This is a genomic window from Stenotrophomonas maltophilia group sp. msm4 (assembly GCF_032025605.1).
In the GTDB taxonomy this organism is placed as follows: domain Bacteria; phylum Pseudomonadota; class Gammaproteobacteria; order Xanthomonadales; family Xanthomonadaceae; genus Stenotrophomonas; species Stenotrophomonas sepilia.
This window is the reverse complement of the sequence record NZ_JAVSKK010000004.1, coordinates 107,992-122,628: the sequence shown is the minus strand read 5'-3', so window position 1 is coordinate 122,628 and position 14,637 is coordinate 107,992. Positions and strand designations below refer to the sequence as shown.

Sequence of the window (14,637 nt, the reverse complement as noted above, 5' to 3'; positions counted from 1 at the left end):
TCCACCAGGCCGGCACTACCACGAACCTGTCTTATCCCAGGTCGCCCAACCGCGCCTGCAACGCCGCGACCGCGGCCAGCCCGGCCGTTTCCGTGCGCAGGATCCGCGGGCCCAGCTGCAGTCCCTGGAACCCTGCCGCCGCCAGCTGGTCGCGGTCGCGCGGCGACCAGCCCCCTTCCGGGCCGATCGCGAGCACGACGCCCCCTGCCGGAGCGGCCGTCAGCGTCGACAGGCGATGTGCGCCCCGCGGATCCAGGGTCAGCCGCAGCGTATCGGCCGGCAGCGCCGCCGCGGCCTGCGCCAGCGACAGCGGAGGCCCCACCTGCGGAATGCGCGCACGCCCGGACTGGCCGCAGGCCGACGTCACCACGTTGTTCCAGTGCGCCACGCGCTTCTCGGCGCGCGCGGCATCGAGCTTCACCTCGGTGCGCTCGGCGTTGACCGGAATGATCGCCGCCACGCCCAGTTCGGTGGCCTTCTGCAGGATCAGGTCCATCTTCTCGCCACGGGCGATGCCCTGCAGCAGGGTGATCGCCAGCGGTGATTCATTATCGATGGCCTGCACAGCATCGATGCGCACCTGCACTTCGCGCTTGCCGGCCATGGTCAGCGTGGCGCTGTAGTCATGGCCGTCGCCGTTGAACAGCACGCAGGTGTCTCCCTCGCGCAGGCGCATCACCCGCACCAGGTGGTTGGCCGTCTCTTCCGGCAGGGTCACGGTCTGGCCGCTGTGCAGCGCCAGGTCGATGGGGCAGCGGGTCACGCGCATGCAATCGCCTCGTCGATGGCCGCCAGCGTGGTGTGTGCCAGCAGCTCCAGTTGTTCGTCATCCACGCAATAGGGTGGCATCCAGTACAGCACGTCGCCCAGCGGGCGCAGCACCACGCCGCGCTTGAGGGCGGCCTTGTAAGCGTGTAGGCCCAGCCGCAGGCCCGGGTCGAACGGCGTGCGCCTGTTGCCGTCGCGCGACAGCTCGAACGCCACCACCATGCCGGCCTGGCGCACGTCGGCCACGTGCGGATGGTCGGAAAATGGCGCCGCCAGCGTGCCCATCACCGACGCGATGCCCCGGTTGCGGGCGATCACATCGTCGTCGCGGAAGATGTCCAGCGTCGCCAGTGCCGCCGCGCAGGCCAGCGGATTGCCGGTGTAGCTGTGCGAATGCAGGAAGGCGCGCTCGCGCGAGTCGTCGAGGAAGGCGTCGTACAGCGCCTGCGTGGCCAGCACGGCGGCCAGCGGCAGGAAGCCGCCGGTCAGGCCCTTGGAAAGGCACATCAGGTCCGGCATCACCCCTGCCTGCTCGCAGGCGAACAGGGTGCCGGTGCGGCCGAAGCCGGTGGCGATCTCGTCGGCGATCATGAACGCGCCATGGGCATCGCACAGTTCGCGCACGCGCTGCAGATAGACCGGGTCATGCATGCGCATGCCGCCGGCACACTGCAGGCGTGGTTCCAGGATCACCGCGCAGATCTCGCCCGGATGCTGGTCGAACAGCGTGGCCAGGCCGTCGGCAGCCTGCCGTGCGCGGTCGGCCGCGCTCTGGCCGGGTTCGGCCAGGTAGGCATCGGGCGACGGCGCGAACAGCGCTTCGGCCAGCAGCGGTGCATAGACGCGGCGATACAGCGGGATGTCACCCAGCGCCAGCGCGCCCAGGGTCTCGCCGTGGTAGCCGTTTTCCAGTGCAATGAAACGCGTGCGCCGCGGCTCCCCACGGTTCTGGAAATACTGGAAGGTCATCTTCAGCGCCACTTCCACGCCGGCCGAGCCGTTGTCGGCGTAGAACACCTTGGCCAGCGGCTCGCGGCCGGGCTGGCGTGGTGCCAATGCCAGCAGGCGTTCGGCCAGGGTGATGGCCGGCTCATGGCTGAAGCCGGCCAGCATCACCTGTTCCAGCTGCGTGGCCTGGGTGGCAATGGCACCGCCGATGCGCGGTTCGGCATGACCGAACAGGTTGGTCCACCAGCTGCTGACGGCGTCCAGGTAGCGGTGGCCGTCGTGGTCGATCAGCCACGCGCCTTCGCCACGGGCGATCGGCACCAGCGGCAGGGTGTCCGGATGCTCACGCATCTGCGTGCACGGGTGCCACAGCACCTGCAGGTCGCGCTGCCGCCAGTGGCGGGCCAGCGGGGAGGGGGTCGGGTCTGCTAGCATTTCGGGCTCATGAACATGTTGCTGCCTGCACATTCTATCGGCGCCGGCGCAGCCGCCGGTCGCCGCGGAGATTCCGCATGAACGATGACCGTGCCGGCCGTCGCTTGCCGATCATCCATCGGATCACCGATGAGGAGAACGGCCCCTTCCAGCGCCAGCATCTGGACCTGGAGTTCTCCAACGGTGAACGTCGCCGTTTCGAGCGCCTGGTCAGCCGTGGTCACGGTGCGGTGGTGGTGGTGCCGATGCTCGACGATGAAACCGTGCTGCTGGTGCGTGAATACGCCGCCGGCATGCATCGTTACGAACTGGGGCTGGTGAAGGGCAGGATCGACGCCGGCGAGACCCCCGAGCAGGCTGCCGACCGCGAACTGAAGGAAGAGGCTGGTTATGGTGCGCGCCGGGTCGACGTGCTGCGCGCGATGACACTGGCCCCGACCTACATGAGCCACCAGTCGTGGCTGGTGGTGGCGCGCGACCTGTACCCGGAAAAACTGGCCGGCGACGAGCCGGAAGAACTGGAAGTGGTGCCGTGGAAGCTGGCCGAACTGGACCAGCTGATGTTGCGCGAGGACTTCTCCGAGGGACGCTCGCTGGCGGCGCTGTTCATTGCCCGCCAGTGGCTGCAGGGAACGCGATGATCAAGCTGACGACGGACCTGCGCGAGACCGCCATCGCCATCGCCCAGCAGGCCGGCCAAGCCATCATGCAGGTGTATGCCGATGGCTTCGAGGTCCAGATCAAGGACGACAACAGCCCGGTCACCGCGGCCGACCTGGCGGCCAACCAGGTCATTGAGCTGGGCCTGCAGCAGCTGACACCGGACCTGCCGATCCTGTCCGAGGAATCGGCGCAGGCGGGCTGGGAGCATCGCCGCCATTGGGGCGCTTACTGGCTGGTGGATCCGCTCGACGGTACCCGCGAGTTCGTCAAGCGCAACGGCGAATTCAGCGTCAACATCGCCTTGATCTACCAGGGCGCGCCGGCATTCGGCGTGGTGCTGGCGCCGGTCACCGGCATTGTCTGGCATGCCATGCGCGGCGAACTGGCCTATCGGCGGCAGGGCCTGCATGACACCGTGCTGCGCACCCGCACACCGGCCACGGCTCCACTGCGCGTTGCCGCCAGCCGCTCGCACCGTTCGCCGGAAACCGAGGCGCTGCTGGCGCGCATGGGCCGCATCGAGACCATCGCGCAGGGCTCGTCGCTGAAATTCTGCCGGATCGCCGAAGGCGGCCTGGATGTCTATCCGCGGCTGGGCCCGACCTCCGAATGGGATACGGCCGCCGGCCAGTGCGTGCTGCATGCCGCCGGCGGCGCGGTGCTGTCGGCGGCGACCGGCAAGCCGTTCCGCTACAACCGCCGCGAGACCCTGTTGAACGGCGATTTCATTGCCCTTGGTGATACCAGCCTGCCGTGGCGCGACTGGTTGTCCGACTGATCCTGGAGGCCGCATGAGCGCGCACGACACCCCCACCACTGGCAGCGCCGCAAGCAACGAACTGGAGCGCCTGCTGGCGATCATGGCGCGGCTGCGCGACCCGCAGGGAGGCTGCCCGTGGGATCTGGAGCAGAACTTCGCGACCATCGCCCCCTACACCATCGAAGAAGCCTACGAGGTCGCCGATGCGATCGACCGCGGCGACCTGGACGATCTCTGCGACGAGCTTGGCGACCTGCTGCTGCAGGTGGTGTTCCACGCACGCATGGCCGAGGAGCAGGGGGCGTTTGCCTTCGCCGAGGTCGCCCGTGCGATCAGCGACAAGATGCAGCGCCGTCACCCGCACGTGTTCGCCGATGTCAGCGTGGACGATGCCGACGGGGTGACGCGCAACTGGGAGGCGATCAAGCGCGCCGAGCGTGCCGCTAAGGGCGAGCAGGACACCTCCGCACTGGCCGGTATCTCGCGCGGCCTGCCGGAATGGCAGCGGGCGGTGAAGCTGCAGTCGCGCGCAGCCAAGGTCGGTTTCGACTGGCCGGGTCCGCTGCCGGTGCTGGACAAGGCCGCCGAGGAGCTGCAGGAGCTGCGCGAGGAGTTCGAACGCGGCGATGTCGCGGGCAACAAGGCGCGCCTGCAGGAAGAACTGGGCGACCTGCTGTTCGTCTGCGCGAACCTGGCGCGTCATGCCGATATCGATCTGGGCGCTGCACTGCGCGGTGCCAACCACAAGTTCGAGCGTCGCTTCCGCGCGATGGAAGCGCAGGCCGACGCACAGGGTGAGGCGTTGGCCGAACTGGACCTGGATGCGCAGGAAGCACTGTGGCAGCAGGCCAAGGCAGCAGAGAAGGCGTGAAAACGCTTGGCCTGTTCCTGCTGACCGCGCTGGCCGAGATCGTTGGCTGCTACCTGCCATGGTTGTGGCTGCGCAAGGGAGGCAGCGTCTGGCTGCTGCTGCCGGCGGCGGCCAGCCTGGCCCTGTTCGCCTGGCTGCTGACCCTGCACCCGACTGCCAGTGGACGGGTCTATGCCGCCTACGGTGGCGTCTACATCGGCACCGCGCTGTTCTGGCTGTGGCTGGTCGATGGCATTCGTCCCAGCCGCTGGGACCTGCTGGGCGCAGCGCTGTGCCTGGCCGGCATGGCGGTGATCATGTTCGGGCCGCGCACCTCATCGGTGTAGAGCCGAGCCATGCTCGGCTGCTCTCCTTCCGACCGCGCTGGCGCGCGCAAGCCGAGCATGGCTCGGCTCTACAAGGTCAGCGATGGCGCATGATGTGGGCGACCCTGGTTCCCCGAGCCTGCTCATGTCCCGCTTCGCCAGCTTCCGCGAGTTCTATCCGTTCTATCTCAGCGAACACCGCCACCCGGTATCGCGGCGGCTGCACTTCATCGGCAGTTGCGGGGTCCTGCTGCTGGTCGCCACTGCCTTGCTGCGCGGCCAGCCGCTGTTCCTGCTCGGCGCCCTGTTCTGCGGCTACGGGTTCGCCTGGGTCGGCCATTTTTTCTTCGAGAAGAACAGACCGGCGACGTTCCGCCATCCGCTGTACTCGTTCATGGGTGACTGGGTGATGTTCCTCGACATCCTGCGTGGGCGGGTGCGCCTGTAGCGGGCGGCTGCGGCGCTTTGCGGGCATTGCCTCGCCGGCAGAGGAAAGGGTGGGGCGGGTTGCACTTCCGCTTGCATGAACCGCTGCGCTGCGGCACGCCTGCGGGCGACCGATCTGGGATAATGGCGTTTCCTGTTTCCTCTGCTGCCGGACCCGGTCATGACCCAGAAGACGCTGCTCAACGATACCCACCGCGCCCTTGGCGCCAAGATGGTCGATTTCGGGGGTTGGGACATGCCCATCCACTACGGCTCGCAGCTGGACGAGCACCATCTGGTGCGCCGTGAGTCCGGCGTGTTCGACGTCAGCCACATGACGGTGGTCGACCTGCGCGGTGACCAGGTCAAGCCGTTCCTGCGCCGCCTGCTGGCCAACTCGGTCGACAAGCTGAAGGTGACCGGCAAGGCACTGTACTCGTGCATGCTGAATCCGCGCGGCGGCGTCATCGACGACCTGATCGTCTACTACCTGGGCGACGACTTCTTCCGCATGGTGGTCAATGCCTCTACCCGCGAGAAGGACCTGGCCTGGCTGCGCGAGCAGGCTGCGCCGTTCGGCGTCGCCGTCGAGCAGCGCCCGGACCTGGCCATCCTCGCCGTGCAGGGCCCGCAGGCGCGCGACATCGTGATCGGCCTGGCCCGCGAAGCCGACCGCGCAGCGTTGACCAAGCTGGGCCGCTTCGCCGCCCTGCAGGTGCAGTCCGATGACGGTGTCGAGCTGTTCGTCGCCCGCACCGGCTACACCGGTGAAGATGGTTTCGAGATCCTGCTTCCGCAGGACGCCGTGGTCGCCTTCTGGAACCGCCTGCTGGCGGCGGGTGTGAAGCCGGCCGGCCTTGGTGCGCGCGACACCCTGCGCCTGGAAGCTGGCATGAACCTGTACGGCCAGGACATGGACGAAGAGATCAGCCCCTACGAAGCGGCGCTGGCCTGGACCGTGTCGCTGGACGAAGGCCGCGACTTCATCGGCCGCGACGTGCTGGAGGCGCAGAAGAGCGCCGGCACCGCGCGCCAGATGATCGGCCTGGTGATGGACGAGAAGGGCGTGCTGCGCCATGGCCAGACGGTCACCACGGCCAGCGGCCAGGGCGAGATCCTGTCCGGCACCTTCTCGCCGACGCTGGCCAAGGGCATCGCCTTCGCCCGCGTGCCGGCTGGTGAACTCGGCGAGGTCACCGTCGACATCCGCGGCCGTCAGGTGCCGGTGCGGGTGGTCAAGTTCCCGTTCGTTCGGGAAGGCCAGGCGCAGCCCGGCGTGCTCGCCGACGCCTGATCCGTACGTGCCGGTCGTCACTGACAGCAGTGGCGGCCGGTTGGTTACACTAGCCCCGTTTTTTCCACCCCTGCATATCTCTGGAGCAGTCCCATGAGCGAGATCCCCGGCGACCTCAAGTTCCTCAAGTCCCATGAGTGGGCCCGTGTCGAAGGCAATGGCCGCGTCACCGTCGGTATTTCCGACCACGCCCAGGGCCTGCTGGGTGACCTGGTCTACGTCGAACTGCCGGAAGTCGGCGCCGACGCCAAGGCCGGCGAGCAGATCGCCGTCGTCGAGTCGGTGAAGGCCGCCTCGGACGTCTACAGCCCGATCAGCGGCAAGGTCGTCGAGGTCAACTCGGCCCTGTCCGACAAGCCGGAAACCATCAACGAAGATGCCTACGGCGAAGGCTGGATGTTCGTGGTCGAACTGACCAACGCCGATGAGGTCAACGAGCTGCTGGACCCGGACGCGTACGCCGAAGCCCTGGAGAACGAAGACCACTGAGTCGTCGTTTCCGGATTCTGGAACGGCCACCTTCGGGTGGCCGTTTTTGTTTTGGCGACTGCACCGGACTCATGACGCGGGGTTCGCTGCGCACCCTCGGCGTGGCATCAGCCGACAGGCGAACGGTGCCGATGGGCGTGCGCAGTTTTGCGCAAATCCGCGTTTCAGCCCCGCGCCGACGCACTCGGATGTGAAAACTTTTCGCCCCCTGTTGCGGCGCCGTTGTGCTGGCGTTGGTGGCGGCGCCGGTGACCATCGACGTCGCACGCGCGATGCCGTTGCGAGTCTGTGTCTAAATGCGCGGAGTGCTTATTTCAAGTGTTTTTTGTTCAACGTATGCATCGATGCCGGTGCATGCAGCACGCTTGCGCGATGCTTCAACCGCCATCGCGGGCCGCGTAGAGCAGTGGCGCCGACGGCGCTCGGAAAGGCGCGGATGTGAAAATTTTTCGCGGGGGTTGTTGACAGTAAAAAAAACCGTGATTAGGTTTCGCCTCAGCAGACCTTGCCTGCCCAACCGAGTGCGCAGAATCAATCGTCCGATGCGAAGCAGCCCCTTCAAGACCACCGCGACCCTGATGACGGTGGACACGGCCCCGCTTCCCCCGGAGAAATGCAAGGCACCTCCCGTTCCGATGTCCGCTCCGCCGATCGAGGCGGGCATCGCCGCATCCGTAACGGCGCGCCTGACGCGCCGGCGGTCCCCGCACGCAGCATCCGCGGGTTTGATCCAACTGGGCGTTTCAACTCCCTATCACTGACGAGGAGCCATCCCATGGCAACCAAGAAAGCTGCGAAGAAGAAGCCCGCCGCCAAGAAAGCGGTGAAGAAGGTCGCGAAGAAGGCCGCTGCCAAGAAGGCAGTGAAGAAGGTCGCGAAGAAGGCGACTGCCAAGAAGGCAGTGAAGAAGGCGGCGAAGAAGGTCGCCAAGAAGACCACTGCGAAGAAGGCAGTGAAGAAGGCGGCGAAGAAGGTCGCCAAGAAGTCCACTGCCAAGAAGGCCGTCAAGAAGACCGCGAAGAAGGCGGCCAAGAAGGCCACCAAGAAGACTGCCAAGAAGGCTACGGCCCGCAAGCCGGCCAAGAAGGTCGCAAAGAAGGCGACTGCCAAGAAGGCCGTCAAGAAGACCGCCAAGAAGGCAGTAAAGAAGACCGCGAAGAAGGCTACCAAGAAGGCTGCCCCGAAGAAGGCAGCGAAGAAGGTTGCAAAGCGCAAGCCGGCCGCCCGCAAGAAGAAGGCCGCTCCGGTCGCTCTGCCGGCAACCCCGGCGCCGCTGATCTAAGTACTTCCCGATAGCCGCATCCTGAAACCCCCTTCCCTGGCTGCCCAGCGGGGAGGGGGTTTTTTTATGGGCGGCTTCGATCGCCTGGTGGGGTGACTACCGGCGGGAATCGTTCCACCAGGAAGTCGAGGAAGCTGCGCAGGCGGGTGGAGTGGTAACGGTCGTGCGCATAGACCACGTGCATCGGCCGACCGGCCTGGCCGTGCCCTGGGAGCAGCTGCACAAGTCGTCCAGCCTCGACATCGGCTGCCAGCAGCAGCGTCGACTGCAGGACGATGCCCAGGCCATGCAGCGCCGCCGAACGCAGCGCTTCGCCATTGTTGATCTGCAGTCGGCCGTCGGGCACGTGGTCGAGCTCGCCAGCGTCGTCCTGCAGCCACTGCGCAAGTGCACTCGGTTCGAACGACAGGCATTGATGGCCGGCAAGTGCATGCACGCTGTGTGGCGTGCCATGCCTGGCCAGATACGCCGGCGAGGCGCACATCATCAGGCGATAAGGGGCCAGGGCTCGTGCCACCAGCACGCTGCTGTCGGCCAGCGTGCCGATCCGCAGCGCCGCTTCGAAGCCCTCTTCGGCAAGGTCGACCACGCGATCGGTCAGCGTCGCTTCGACCCGGACATCCGGATGGCGCGCCATGTACTCGGCCAGTGCCGGTACCAGCGCATGCGTACCGAAGATCACTGGTGCACTGATGCGCAGCGTGCCCGCCGGTGCCAGGTGCTGGTGCTGCGCCTGCGCATCGGTTTCGTCCACCAGGCGCAGGATCTCCCGGCAGCGCGTGTAGTAATCCTGGCCGAACGGGGTCGTGTGCTGGCGCCGGGTGGTTCGGCTCAACAGCTGCATGCCCAGCCGTGCTTCCAATGCACGCAGATGCTTGCCGGCCATCGTCGCGGAGATGTTCATCGCCGCAGCTGCCGCACTGAGGCTGCCCTTGTCCACGATCAGCACGTAGACCCGCATGCTTTCCAGCAGGTTCATCTGACACCCCGGGTGTTGAATGCTGAAACCTGCGCGGAGTTTATCAATCAGGGGTGATCAAACAGCATGTCGTGCAAGGGCTGGATTGGCCGGCCATGCGGACAGGAGAACACCATGGACTTGAATCTTGCAGGCCGTACCGCCTTGGTGACGGGCGCGGCCAGCGGCATCGGTGCCGCCGTCGCCAGGCAGCTGGCGGCCCAGGGCGTGCGCGTTGCCATCACGTCACGGCAGCGGGCACCCCTGCAGGCGCTGGCGGCGCGGATCGAAGCCGAAGGCGGCGTGGCACCGGTCATCGTGGCCGGCGATGTCACCGTGGCCGGTGACGTCCGGTACATCGCGCAGGCATCCCGGGACGCATTGCAACGCGTCGACATCCTGGTCAACGCCGCAGGTGGCTCCCGGCCGACCACCGTCGATGCCGATGATGATGTCTGGGAGGAAGCGATCGCCCTGAACTTTTCCGCTGCGCGGCGGATGACCCAGGCGCTGTTGCCTGGCATGCAGGCGCAGGCATGGGGGCGGGTGATCAACTTCAGCGGTTCGATGGAACCGCGTGCGGTGAACGCGGCCACTGCGGCGAAGGCGGCGCTGCATCTGTGGAGCAAGGGGCTGTCGTCGGAGGTGGCCGGGCAGGGCATTACGGTGAATGCGATTGCACCGGGGCGCATCAACAGCGCGCAGATCCTGGAACGCCTGCATCCCACCGAGGAAAGCCGGCGTGCGTTCATCGCCAGCAATATCCCGATCGGACGCTTCGGTGAACCCGAGGAAGTGGCGCCACTGGTGGCCTTCCTGTCCTCGCCGCTGGCCGGCTACATCACAGGCGCGGTGATTCCGGTGGACGGCGGCATGCACTACTTCGCGCACTAGCGCCGCGGAACTGCTCTTTGCATCTGTAGAGTCGAGCCAACAAAAAGGGCGACCCGCAGGCCGCCCTTCGCACACACGATCGAGCCCGCCTGATCAGCGCGGCGACGCCACCGCACGATTGCCTGAGGCGCCCTTGCCCTTGCGCTTGTCCTGCTGCGCCGGGCTGGCGCCCTCGGCCATCAGGTTGTCGCTGCCGAAGTCGGTGTCCACGTCCAGCCAGCGCTGCGCCGGCAGGCCGAGCGCGGAGTCGAGCACGGTCGGCAGCAGGCCGCTGGGCAGGCTGCTTTCGCCATTCCACATGATGGCGATGCCCAGATCGCGTTCCGGCACCAGCGCGACCAGGCCGCGATAGCCCTGCACGGCACCGGCATGGAACACCACGTCGTGGCCGGCGTAGTCGAAGGTGCGCCAGCCCAGGGCGTAGCCGGCCGAGTGCAGGCGCTCGCGGCGCCAGCCCGAACGCATCTCGCCGGGGGTGCTGATCAGGCTCGAATGCAGGGTGGCCAGCAGCGGTGCCGGCAGCACGTCGGGGCGGTGGCCGGTGTGGGCGAGCAGCCACTGCGCCATGTCGCTGGCGCTGGCATTGACGCCGGCCGCCGGGGCGACCCGGTAGTAGGTCGGCTTCGGCGTCAGCGAGACCCAGCCGTTGCGGCTGCGCACGTGAGGACGCGCCCAGCGCGAGCTGGCCTGGATGCCGGCCAGGCCGAGGCTCGCATCGTTCATGCCCAGCGGCTTGAAGATGCGGCGCTCGACCGACTGCTCGTAGAAACTGCCGGAGGCCGCGTAGACGACATCGCCGATCAGGCTGAAGGCCACGTTCTGGTAGGCATAGCAGTCGCCCGGCAGGCACTTCAGGCTGGTGTTGGCCAGTTTCTGGGTCAGCGCGTAGTACTCGGCGTTGCCCTCGATGTCGCGGTCGTAGGCGTTGTACGGCAGGCCGACGCGATGGCTGAGCACGTCGGCCACGGTCAGGCGGTCGGTGGCTTCGGGCGAATTGAGGCGGAAGCCCGGCACGTAGTCGGTGACCTTGCTGTCCCAGCGCAGCGTGCCGTCGTTGACCAGCAGGCCGGCCATGGTGCCGGCGAAGGCCTTGGACAGCGAAGCCAGGCGGAACACGGTGTGCGCATCGACCGGCAGCGGATTGTTGACGTCGGTGACGCCATAGCCGCGCGCGCTGAGGATACGGCCGCCCTGCACGATCGCCACGGCCATGCCCGGCACGCGTTCGCCATAGGTGAGCTGCTGCGCCATCGATTCGATGTTGGCGACGTTGAAGCCGGGCGCCGGGGCCTGCACGCGCGGCACCAGGCCGGTGCGGTAGGCCGCCGGCTGGGTGTGGGCGACAGTGGGACCGGCAGCGGATTCGATGTTGGTCGGCATCGGCGGCAATGCCGGCGGTGTCTGCGCGGTGGTGGACAAGGCAACGGGCATCAGCATGCCCAGCAAACCGGTGGCCGCCGAACGGATCGGGCGACGCAGGCTGTTCTTTTTCATCGGTTGGACCCGTGCGCGACTGCTGATGGCGATTCTAGCGCCGCTTTTCCCTTGTGCACAAACAAAGCGAAGATGAATGCGCATCTCGTTGAAAAATTTGGAATTTGAGGTGCTGAAAGCATGTATCGGAACGTGTCATCCGGGGCCGATCAGCGGAGCCGATCCGCCCGCAGGAAGGCGCGTCGCGCTGGCGATGTTGCGGTGCATTGGCTAACGTACGCGTTTCATCGCCCCGGAGCCTGCCATGCCGCTGTCCAACCGCCGTCTTCAGGCGAGGGACACCGCGTGAGTGCGGTACGGAAGAAGGGGTCGCTGCAGGGCTTGGCGTCGGCACTGCGCGAGTCGCCAGCGCTGTGGTGGTCGTTCCTGTACTTCTTCTGCCTGCTCAGCGGCTACTACGTGCTGCGCCCGGTGCGTGAGGCCATGGCCGCCTCGGCAGACCTGGAAACGGTGTTCCCACCCGTGCTGATCGCCTGGTTCGCCAGCCACGGCATTGCGTTGAAGGACTTCGTGCTGCAGTTCCTGTTCTCCTGCGTGTTCGTGATCATGCTGGTGCTGCAGCCGGTGTACGGCTGGCTGGTCAGCCGCTTCCCGCGACGGGTGTTCCTGCCGGCGGTGTATGGGTTCTTCATCGTGACCCTGCTGGGCTTCTACATGATGTTCGACAGCGGCGTGCCTGGCCGCGGCATGGCCTTCTTCTTCTGGATCACCGTCTTCAACCTGTTCGCGGTGGCGGTGTTCTGGAGCTTCATGGCCGATGTGTTCTCCAATGTGCAGGCCCGGGCCTTCTATGGATACATTGGCGCGGCGGGCACCGTCGGTGCCTTCCTTGGTCCGATCATCACCAGTGCGCTGGTGCAGAGCGTGGGCATCGCCAACCTGATGCTGGTCTCCGCAGCTTTCCTGGTCGTGTGCCTGTTGTGCATCTGGCGGCTGCGGCACTGGGCGGTGCTGCGCGAACGCGAGCAGCAGCTGGTGTCCGGCGAGCAGCCGATGGGCGGCAGCGTGCTGGACGGCCTGAAGTTGATCGTGCGCGAGCCGCTGCTGCGCTGGCTGGCGATCATGGTGGTGTTCGGGGTGGGCGTGGGGACGCTGCTCTACAACGAGCAGGCTGCGATCGTGCGTGCGGCGTTCACTGACCCCGCAGCCAGCACCGCGTTTTTCTCGCGCATCGACTTGGCAGTGAATGCGCTGGCGCTGTTGATGCAGCTGGGCCTGACCCGCTGGTTGCTGTCCCGGCACGGCATCGCCCCGGCGCTGCTGATTCCCGGTTTCGCGATCCTGATCGGCTTCTCGGTGCTGGCGGCCTCGCCGATGCCGCTGATGGTCGCGGTAGTGCAGGTGATGACCCGGGCCAGCGAATTCGCACTGGCCAAGCCGGCGCGCGAGACAATCTACACGCGCGTGGACCGGCAGTGGCGCTACAAGGCCGGCGCAGCGATCGACACCGTGGTCTACCGCGGTGCGGACCTGAGCTTTGCCTGGGTGCACAAGGGCCTGTCATTGTTCGGCTCGCACGTAGTGTTCATCGGCGGCATGCTGGTGGCCGCGTGCATGACCGCAGCCGCGTTCGGTGTACTGCGCGAAGAAAAGAAACTGCCGCGCGACCGATGATTTCCCGGGCTCCGAGCCCCATCCCTGTCCAAGGAACCGCCCATGTACTGGATCGCACTCGCCCTGACCTTGCTGGTCGCACTGCTGCACGTCTATTTCCTGGCGCTTGAGATGTTCCTGTGGACCCGCCCGCTGGGCCTGAAGACGTTCCGCAACACGCCGGAGAAGGCGGCGACCACGCGCGTCCTGGCGGCCAACCAGGGCCTGTACAACGGCTTCCTGGCAGCAGGCATCGTGGTGGGGCTGGTGATCGATCAGCCAGTGCTGGTGACGTTCTCGCTGGCCTGCGTGGTGGTGGCGGGGTGCTATGGCGCCTACAGCGTCAGCCGCCGCATTTTCATGATCCAGGCGGTGCCTGCGATCCTGGCGTTGGTGTTTCGCGCGGTAGCGTAGATTCCAGCCAACGGCGCGGCCCCTCGTGGGTTGGCCGCGTAGAGCTTGTCATGGGGTTGGCCGGGCGGGTTGGGTTCGCGGGGGACGCCGCAAGTACGTCCGTGTAGGCTTGGCCGCGGCATCCATGCCGCGGACACCCCCGCGAACCCAACCCGCCCGGCCTCAGACAGGTTCCGTGCGCGGCCAGCCCACGGAGAAGAAAAAAAGAAGATCAAGAGCAACAGCGGGTCGCTGCGCTCGTTGGGTTCTGTGCGCATGGAAAAAAGCGGCCATTGGGCCGCTTCTGCTTCTGCTCTTCTTTTTTCTCTTGCGTGGGTGGACGCCGCAGAGATCTGTCAGAGGCCGGAGGGGTGGGGCCGGGCGGGGTATCCGCGCCATGGATGGCGCGGCTAAGCCTACAGGGACGTACTTGCGGCGTCCCCGCCTGGCCCCACCCCTCCGGCCCCACCGATAAACCGCATTCCGCGTCCACCCAAGAGGGGCTGCGCCGTTCGCGGGAACTTACTTGGCCGGCGACATCCACATGTCGATGATCGCGCTGAACACCTCGGTGCCCGCGCGGTCGCGCACGCTGACCGTCACCGGCAGCGCATAGCCCTCGGCCGCAACGACAATCGGTTGTGCCGGCAACGCCACCGCCTGCAGCGTGCCACGCGCCTTGGCCAGGTACTGCACCTGCATCCCCTTCGGGATCCAGCGCATGCCCTTCGGCAGCGATGCATCGACCATCAGCCCGGCGGTCAGTTCGGCCAGGTTGCACATCGCGATCGCGTGCACCGTGCCGATGTGGTTGCGTACTCTGCGGCGGTCGGCCAGCGTGCCTTCGCAGCGGCCGTGTTCCAGGCGGGTGATGCGTGGCGCGATGCTGGCGAAGTAGGGGGCCTTGAGGCACACCGCGCGCGAGAACAGCCAGGCGCCGGCGGGCCAGCGCTGCAGGCGTTGGTAAAGCGAGAGCAGGGGCGTGGACATGAGGGGTATTCCGTTCGGCGGATAACGCGACGGCGGGCCGAGGCCCGCCGTCGAAGGCAACGCGTGTCGCGGGC

Annotated in this window: 17 protein-coding genes; 11 read left to right on the top strand and 6 right to left on the bottom strand. The window is 66.8% G+C overall.

The window, feature by feature from the left end:
* Window positions 1-31: 31 nt before the first annotated feature.
* On the bottom strand, window positions 32-769 hold the full coding sequence (locus tag ROV93_RS18930) for a 16S rRNA (uracil(1498)-N(3))-methyltransferase (RefSeq protein ID WP_072168552.1): 738 nt from the start codon (window positions 767-769) through the stop codon (window positions 32-34).
* Window positions 760-2,151 (bottom strand): adenosylmethionine--8-amino-7-oxononanoate transaminase, encoded by a 1,392-nt coding sequence (gene bioA, locus ROV93_RS18925; RefSeq protein ID WP_218054204.1) that lies wholly within the window; start codon window positions 2,149-2,151, stop codon window positions 760-762. Before bioA ends, ROV93_RS18930 begins: the two co-directional genes overlap by 10 nt.
* Before the next feature lie 77 nt (window positions 2,152-2,228).
* On the opposite strand from bioA, the gene nudE reads away from it, so the two are divergent.
* The 7 genes from nudE (at window position 2,229) to gcvH (ending at window position 6,959) form a co-directional block, all read left to right on the top strand.
* Window positions 2,229-2,792: an ADP compounds hydrolase NudE gene (gene nudE, locus ROV93_RS18920; RefSeq protein ID WP_005418435.1), complete on the top strand. Its 564-nt coding sequence runs from the start codon at window positions 2,229-2,231 to the stop codon at window positions 2,790-2,792.
* The gene (gene cysQ, locus ROV93_RS18915) at window positions 2,789-3,592 is read left to right on the top strand and encodes a 3'(2'),5'-bisphosphate nucleotidase CysQ (RefSeq protein WP_072168554.1); all 804 of its coding nucleotides are present in this window, start codon (window positions 2,789-2,791) and stop codon (window positions 3,590-3,592) included. Before nudE ends, cysQ begins: the two co-directional genes overlap by 4 nt.
* Before the next feature lie 13 nt (window positions 3,593-3,605).
* Complete coding sequence (gene mazG, locus ROV93_RS18910) at window positions 3,606-4,445, top strand: nucleoside triphosphate pyrophosphohydrolase (protein ID WP_072168555.1); 840 nt, start codon at window positions 3,606-3,608, stop codon at window positions 4,443-4,445.
* Window positions 4,442-4,771 (top strand): YnfA family protein, encoded by a 330-nt coding sequence (locus tag ROV93_RS18905; RefSeq protein WP_072168556.1) that lies wholly within the window; start codon window positions 4,442-4,444, stop codon window positions 4,769-4,771. The genes mazG and ROV93_RS18905 overlap by 4 nt, the downstream gene beginning before the upstream one ends.
* Before the next feature lie 124 nt (window positions 4,772-4,895).
* Window positions 4,896-5,198 carry a DUF962 domain-containing protein gene (locus ROV93_RS18900; RefSeq protein ID WP_049415586.1) on the top strand — a complete coding sequence of 101 codons (303 nt, stop codon included), beginning with the start codon at window positions 4,896-4,898 and terminating at the stop codon, window positions 5,196-5,198.
* Window positions 5,199-5,357: 159 nt separating this feature from the next.
* Window positions 5,358-6,470: a glycine cleavage system aminomethyltransferase GcvT gene (gene gcvT, locus ROV93_RS18895; RefSeq protein ID WP_049438098.1), complete on the top strand. Its 1,113-nt coding sequence runs from the start codon at window positions 5,358-5,360 to the stop codon at window positions 6,468-6,470.
* Window positions 6,471-6,563: 93 nt separating this feature from the next.
* Entirely contained in the window at window positions 6,564-6,959 is a 396-nt protein-coding gene (gcvH, locus tag ROV93_RS18890) for a glycine cleavage system protein GcvH (RefSeq protein WP_005418426.1), read from the top strand.
* A 292-nt stretch (window positions 6,960-7,251) separates the two neighbouring features.
* On the opposite strand, the gene ROV93_RS18885 is transcribed toward gcvH, so the two are convergent.
* On the bottom strand, window positions 7,252-7,623 hold the full coding sequence (locus ROV93_RS18885) for a hypothetical protein (protein ID WP_134968390.1): 372 nt from the start codon (window positions 7,621-7,623) through the stop codon (window positions 7,252-7,254).
* Window positions 7,624-7,734: 111 nt separating this feature from the next.
* Between ROV93_RS18885 and ROV93_RS18880 the strand changes: the two genes are divergently transcribed.
* Window positions 7,735-8,241: a hypothetical protein gene (locus ROV93_RS18880; RefSeq protein ID WP_032954412.1), complete on the top strand. Its 507-nt coding sequence runs from the start codon at window positions 7,735-7,737 to the stop codon at window positions 8,239-8,241.
* A gap of 64 nt (window positions 8,242-8,305) precedes the next feature.
* Here ROV93_RS18880 and ROV93_RS18875 read toward each other — a convergent pair whose 3' ends face one another.
* The gene (locus tag ROV93_RS18875; protein ID WP_072168557.1) at window positions 8,306-9,220 is read right to left on the bottom strand and encodes a LysR family transcriptional regulator; all 915 of its coding nucleotides are present in this window, start codon (window positions 9,218-9,220) and stop codon (window positions 8,306-8,308) included.
* A 114-nt stretch (window positions 9,221-9,334) separates the two neighbouring features.
* Here ROV93_RS18875 and ROV93_RS18870 point away from each other — a divergent pair, with 114 nt between their 5' ends.
* On the top strand, window positions 9,335-10,093 hold the full coding sequence (locus ROV93_RS18870; RefSeq protein ID WP_072168558.1) for an SDR family oxidoreductase: 759 nt from the start codon (window positions 9,335-9,337) through the stop codon (window positions 10,091-10,093).
* 93 nt (window positions 10,094-10,186) lie between these two features.
* Here ROV93_RS18870 and ROV93_RS18865 read toward each other — a convergent pair whose 3' ends face one another.
* Window positions 10,187-11,587: a serine hydrolase domain-containing protein gene (locus tag ROV93_RS18865; protein ID WP_005418422.1), complete on the bottom strand. Its 1,401-nt coding sequence runs from the start codon at window positions 11,585-11,587 to the stop codon at window positions 10,187-10,189.
* A 285-nt stretch (window positions 11,588-11,872) separates the two neighbouring features.
* Between ROV93_RS18865 and ROV93_RS18860 the strand changes: the two genes are divergently transcribed.
* On the top strand, window positions 11,873-13,201 hold the full coding sequence (locus ROV93_RS18860) for an MFS transporter (protein ID WP_072168559.1): 1,329 nt from the start codon (window positions 11,873-11,875) through the stop codon (window positions 13,199-13,201).
* Between the two features lie 42 nt (window positions 13,202-13,243).
* Complete coding sequence (locus ROV93_RS18855; RefSeq protein ID WP_072168560.1) at window positions 13,244-13,594, top strand: DUF1304 domain-containing protein; 351 nt, start codon at window positions 13,244-13,246, stop codon at window positions 13,592-13,594.
* 501 nt (window positions 13,595-14,095) lie between these two features.
* On the opposite strand, the gene ROV93_RS18850 is transcribed toward ROV93_RS18855, so the two are convergent.
* A complete protein-coding gene (locus ROV93_RS18850; RefSeq protein ID WP_072168561.1) occupies window positions 14,096-14,563 on the bottom strand; it encodes a hotdog fold domain-containing protein in 468 nt (155 codons plus the stop codon).
* Window positions 14,564-14,637: the final 74 nt, after the last annotated feature.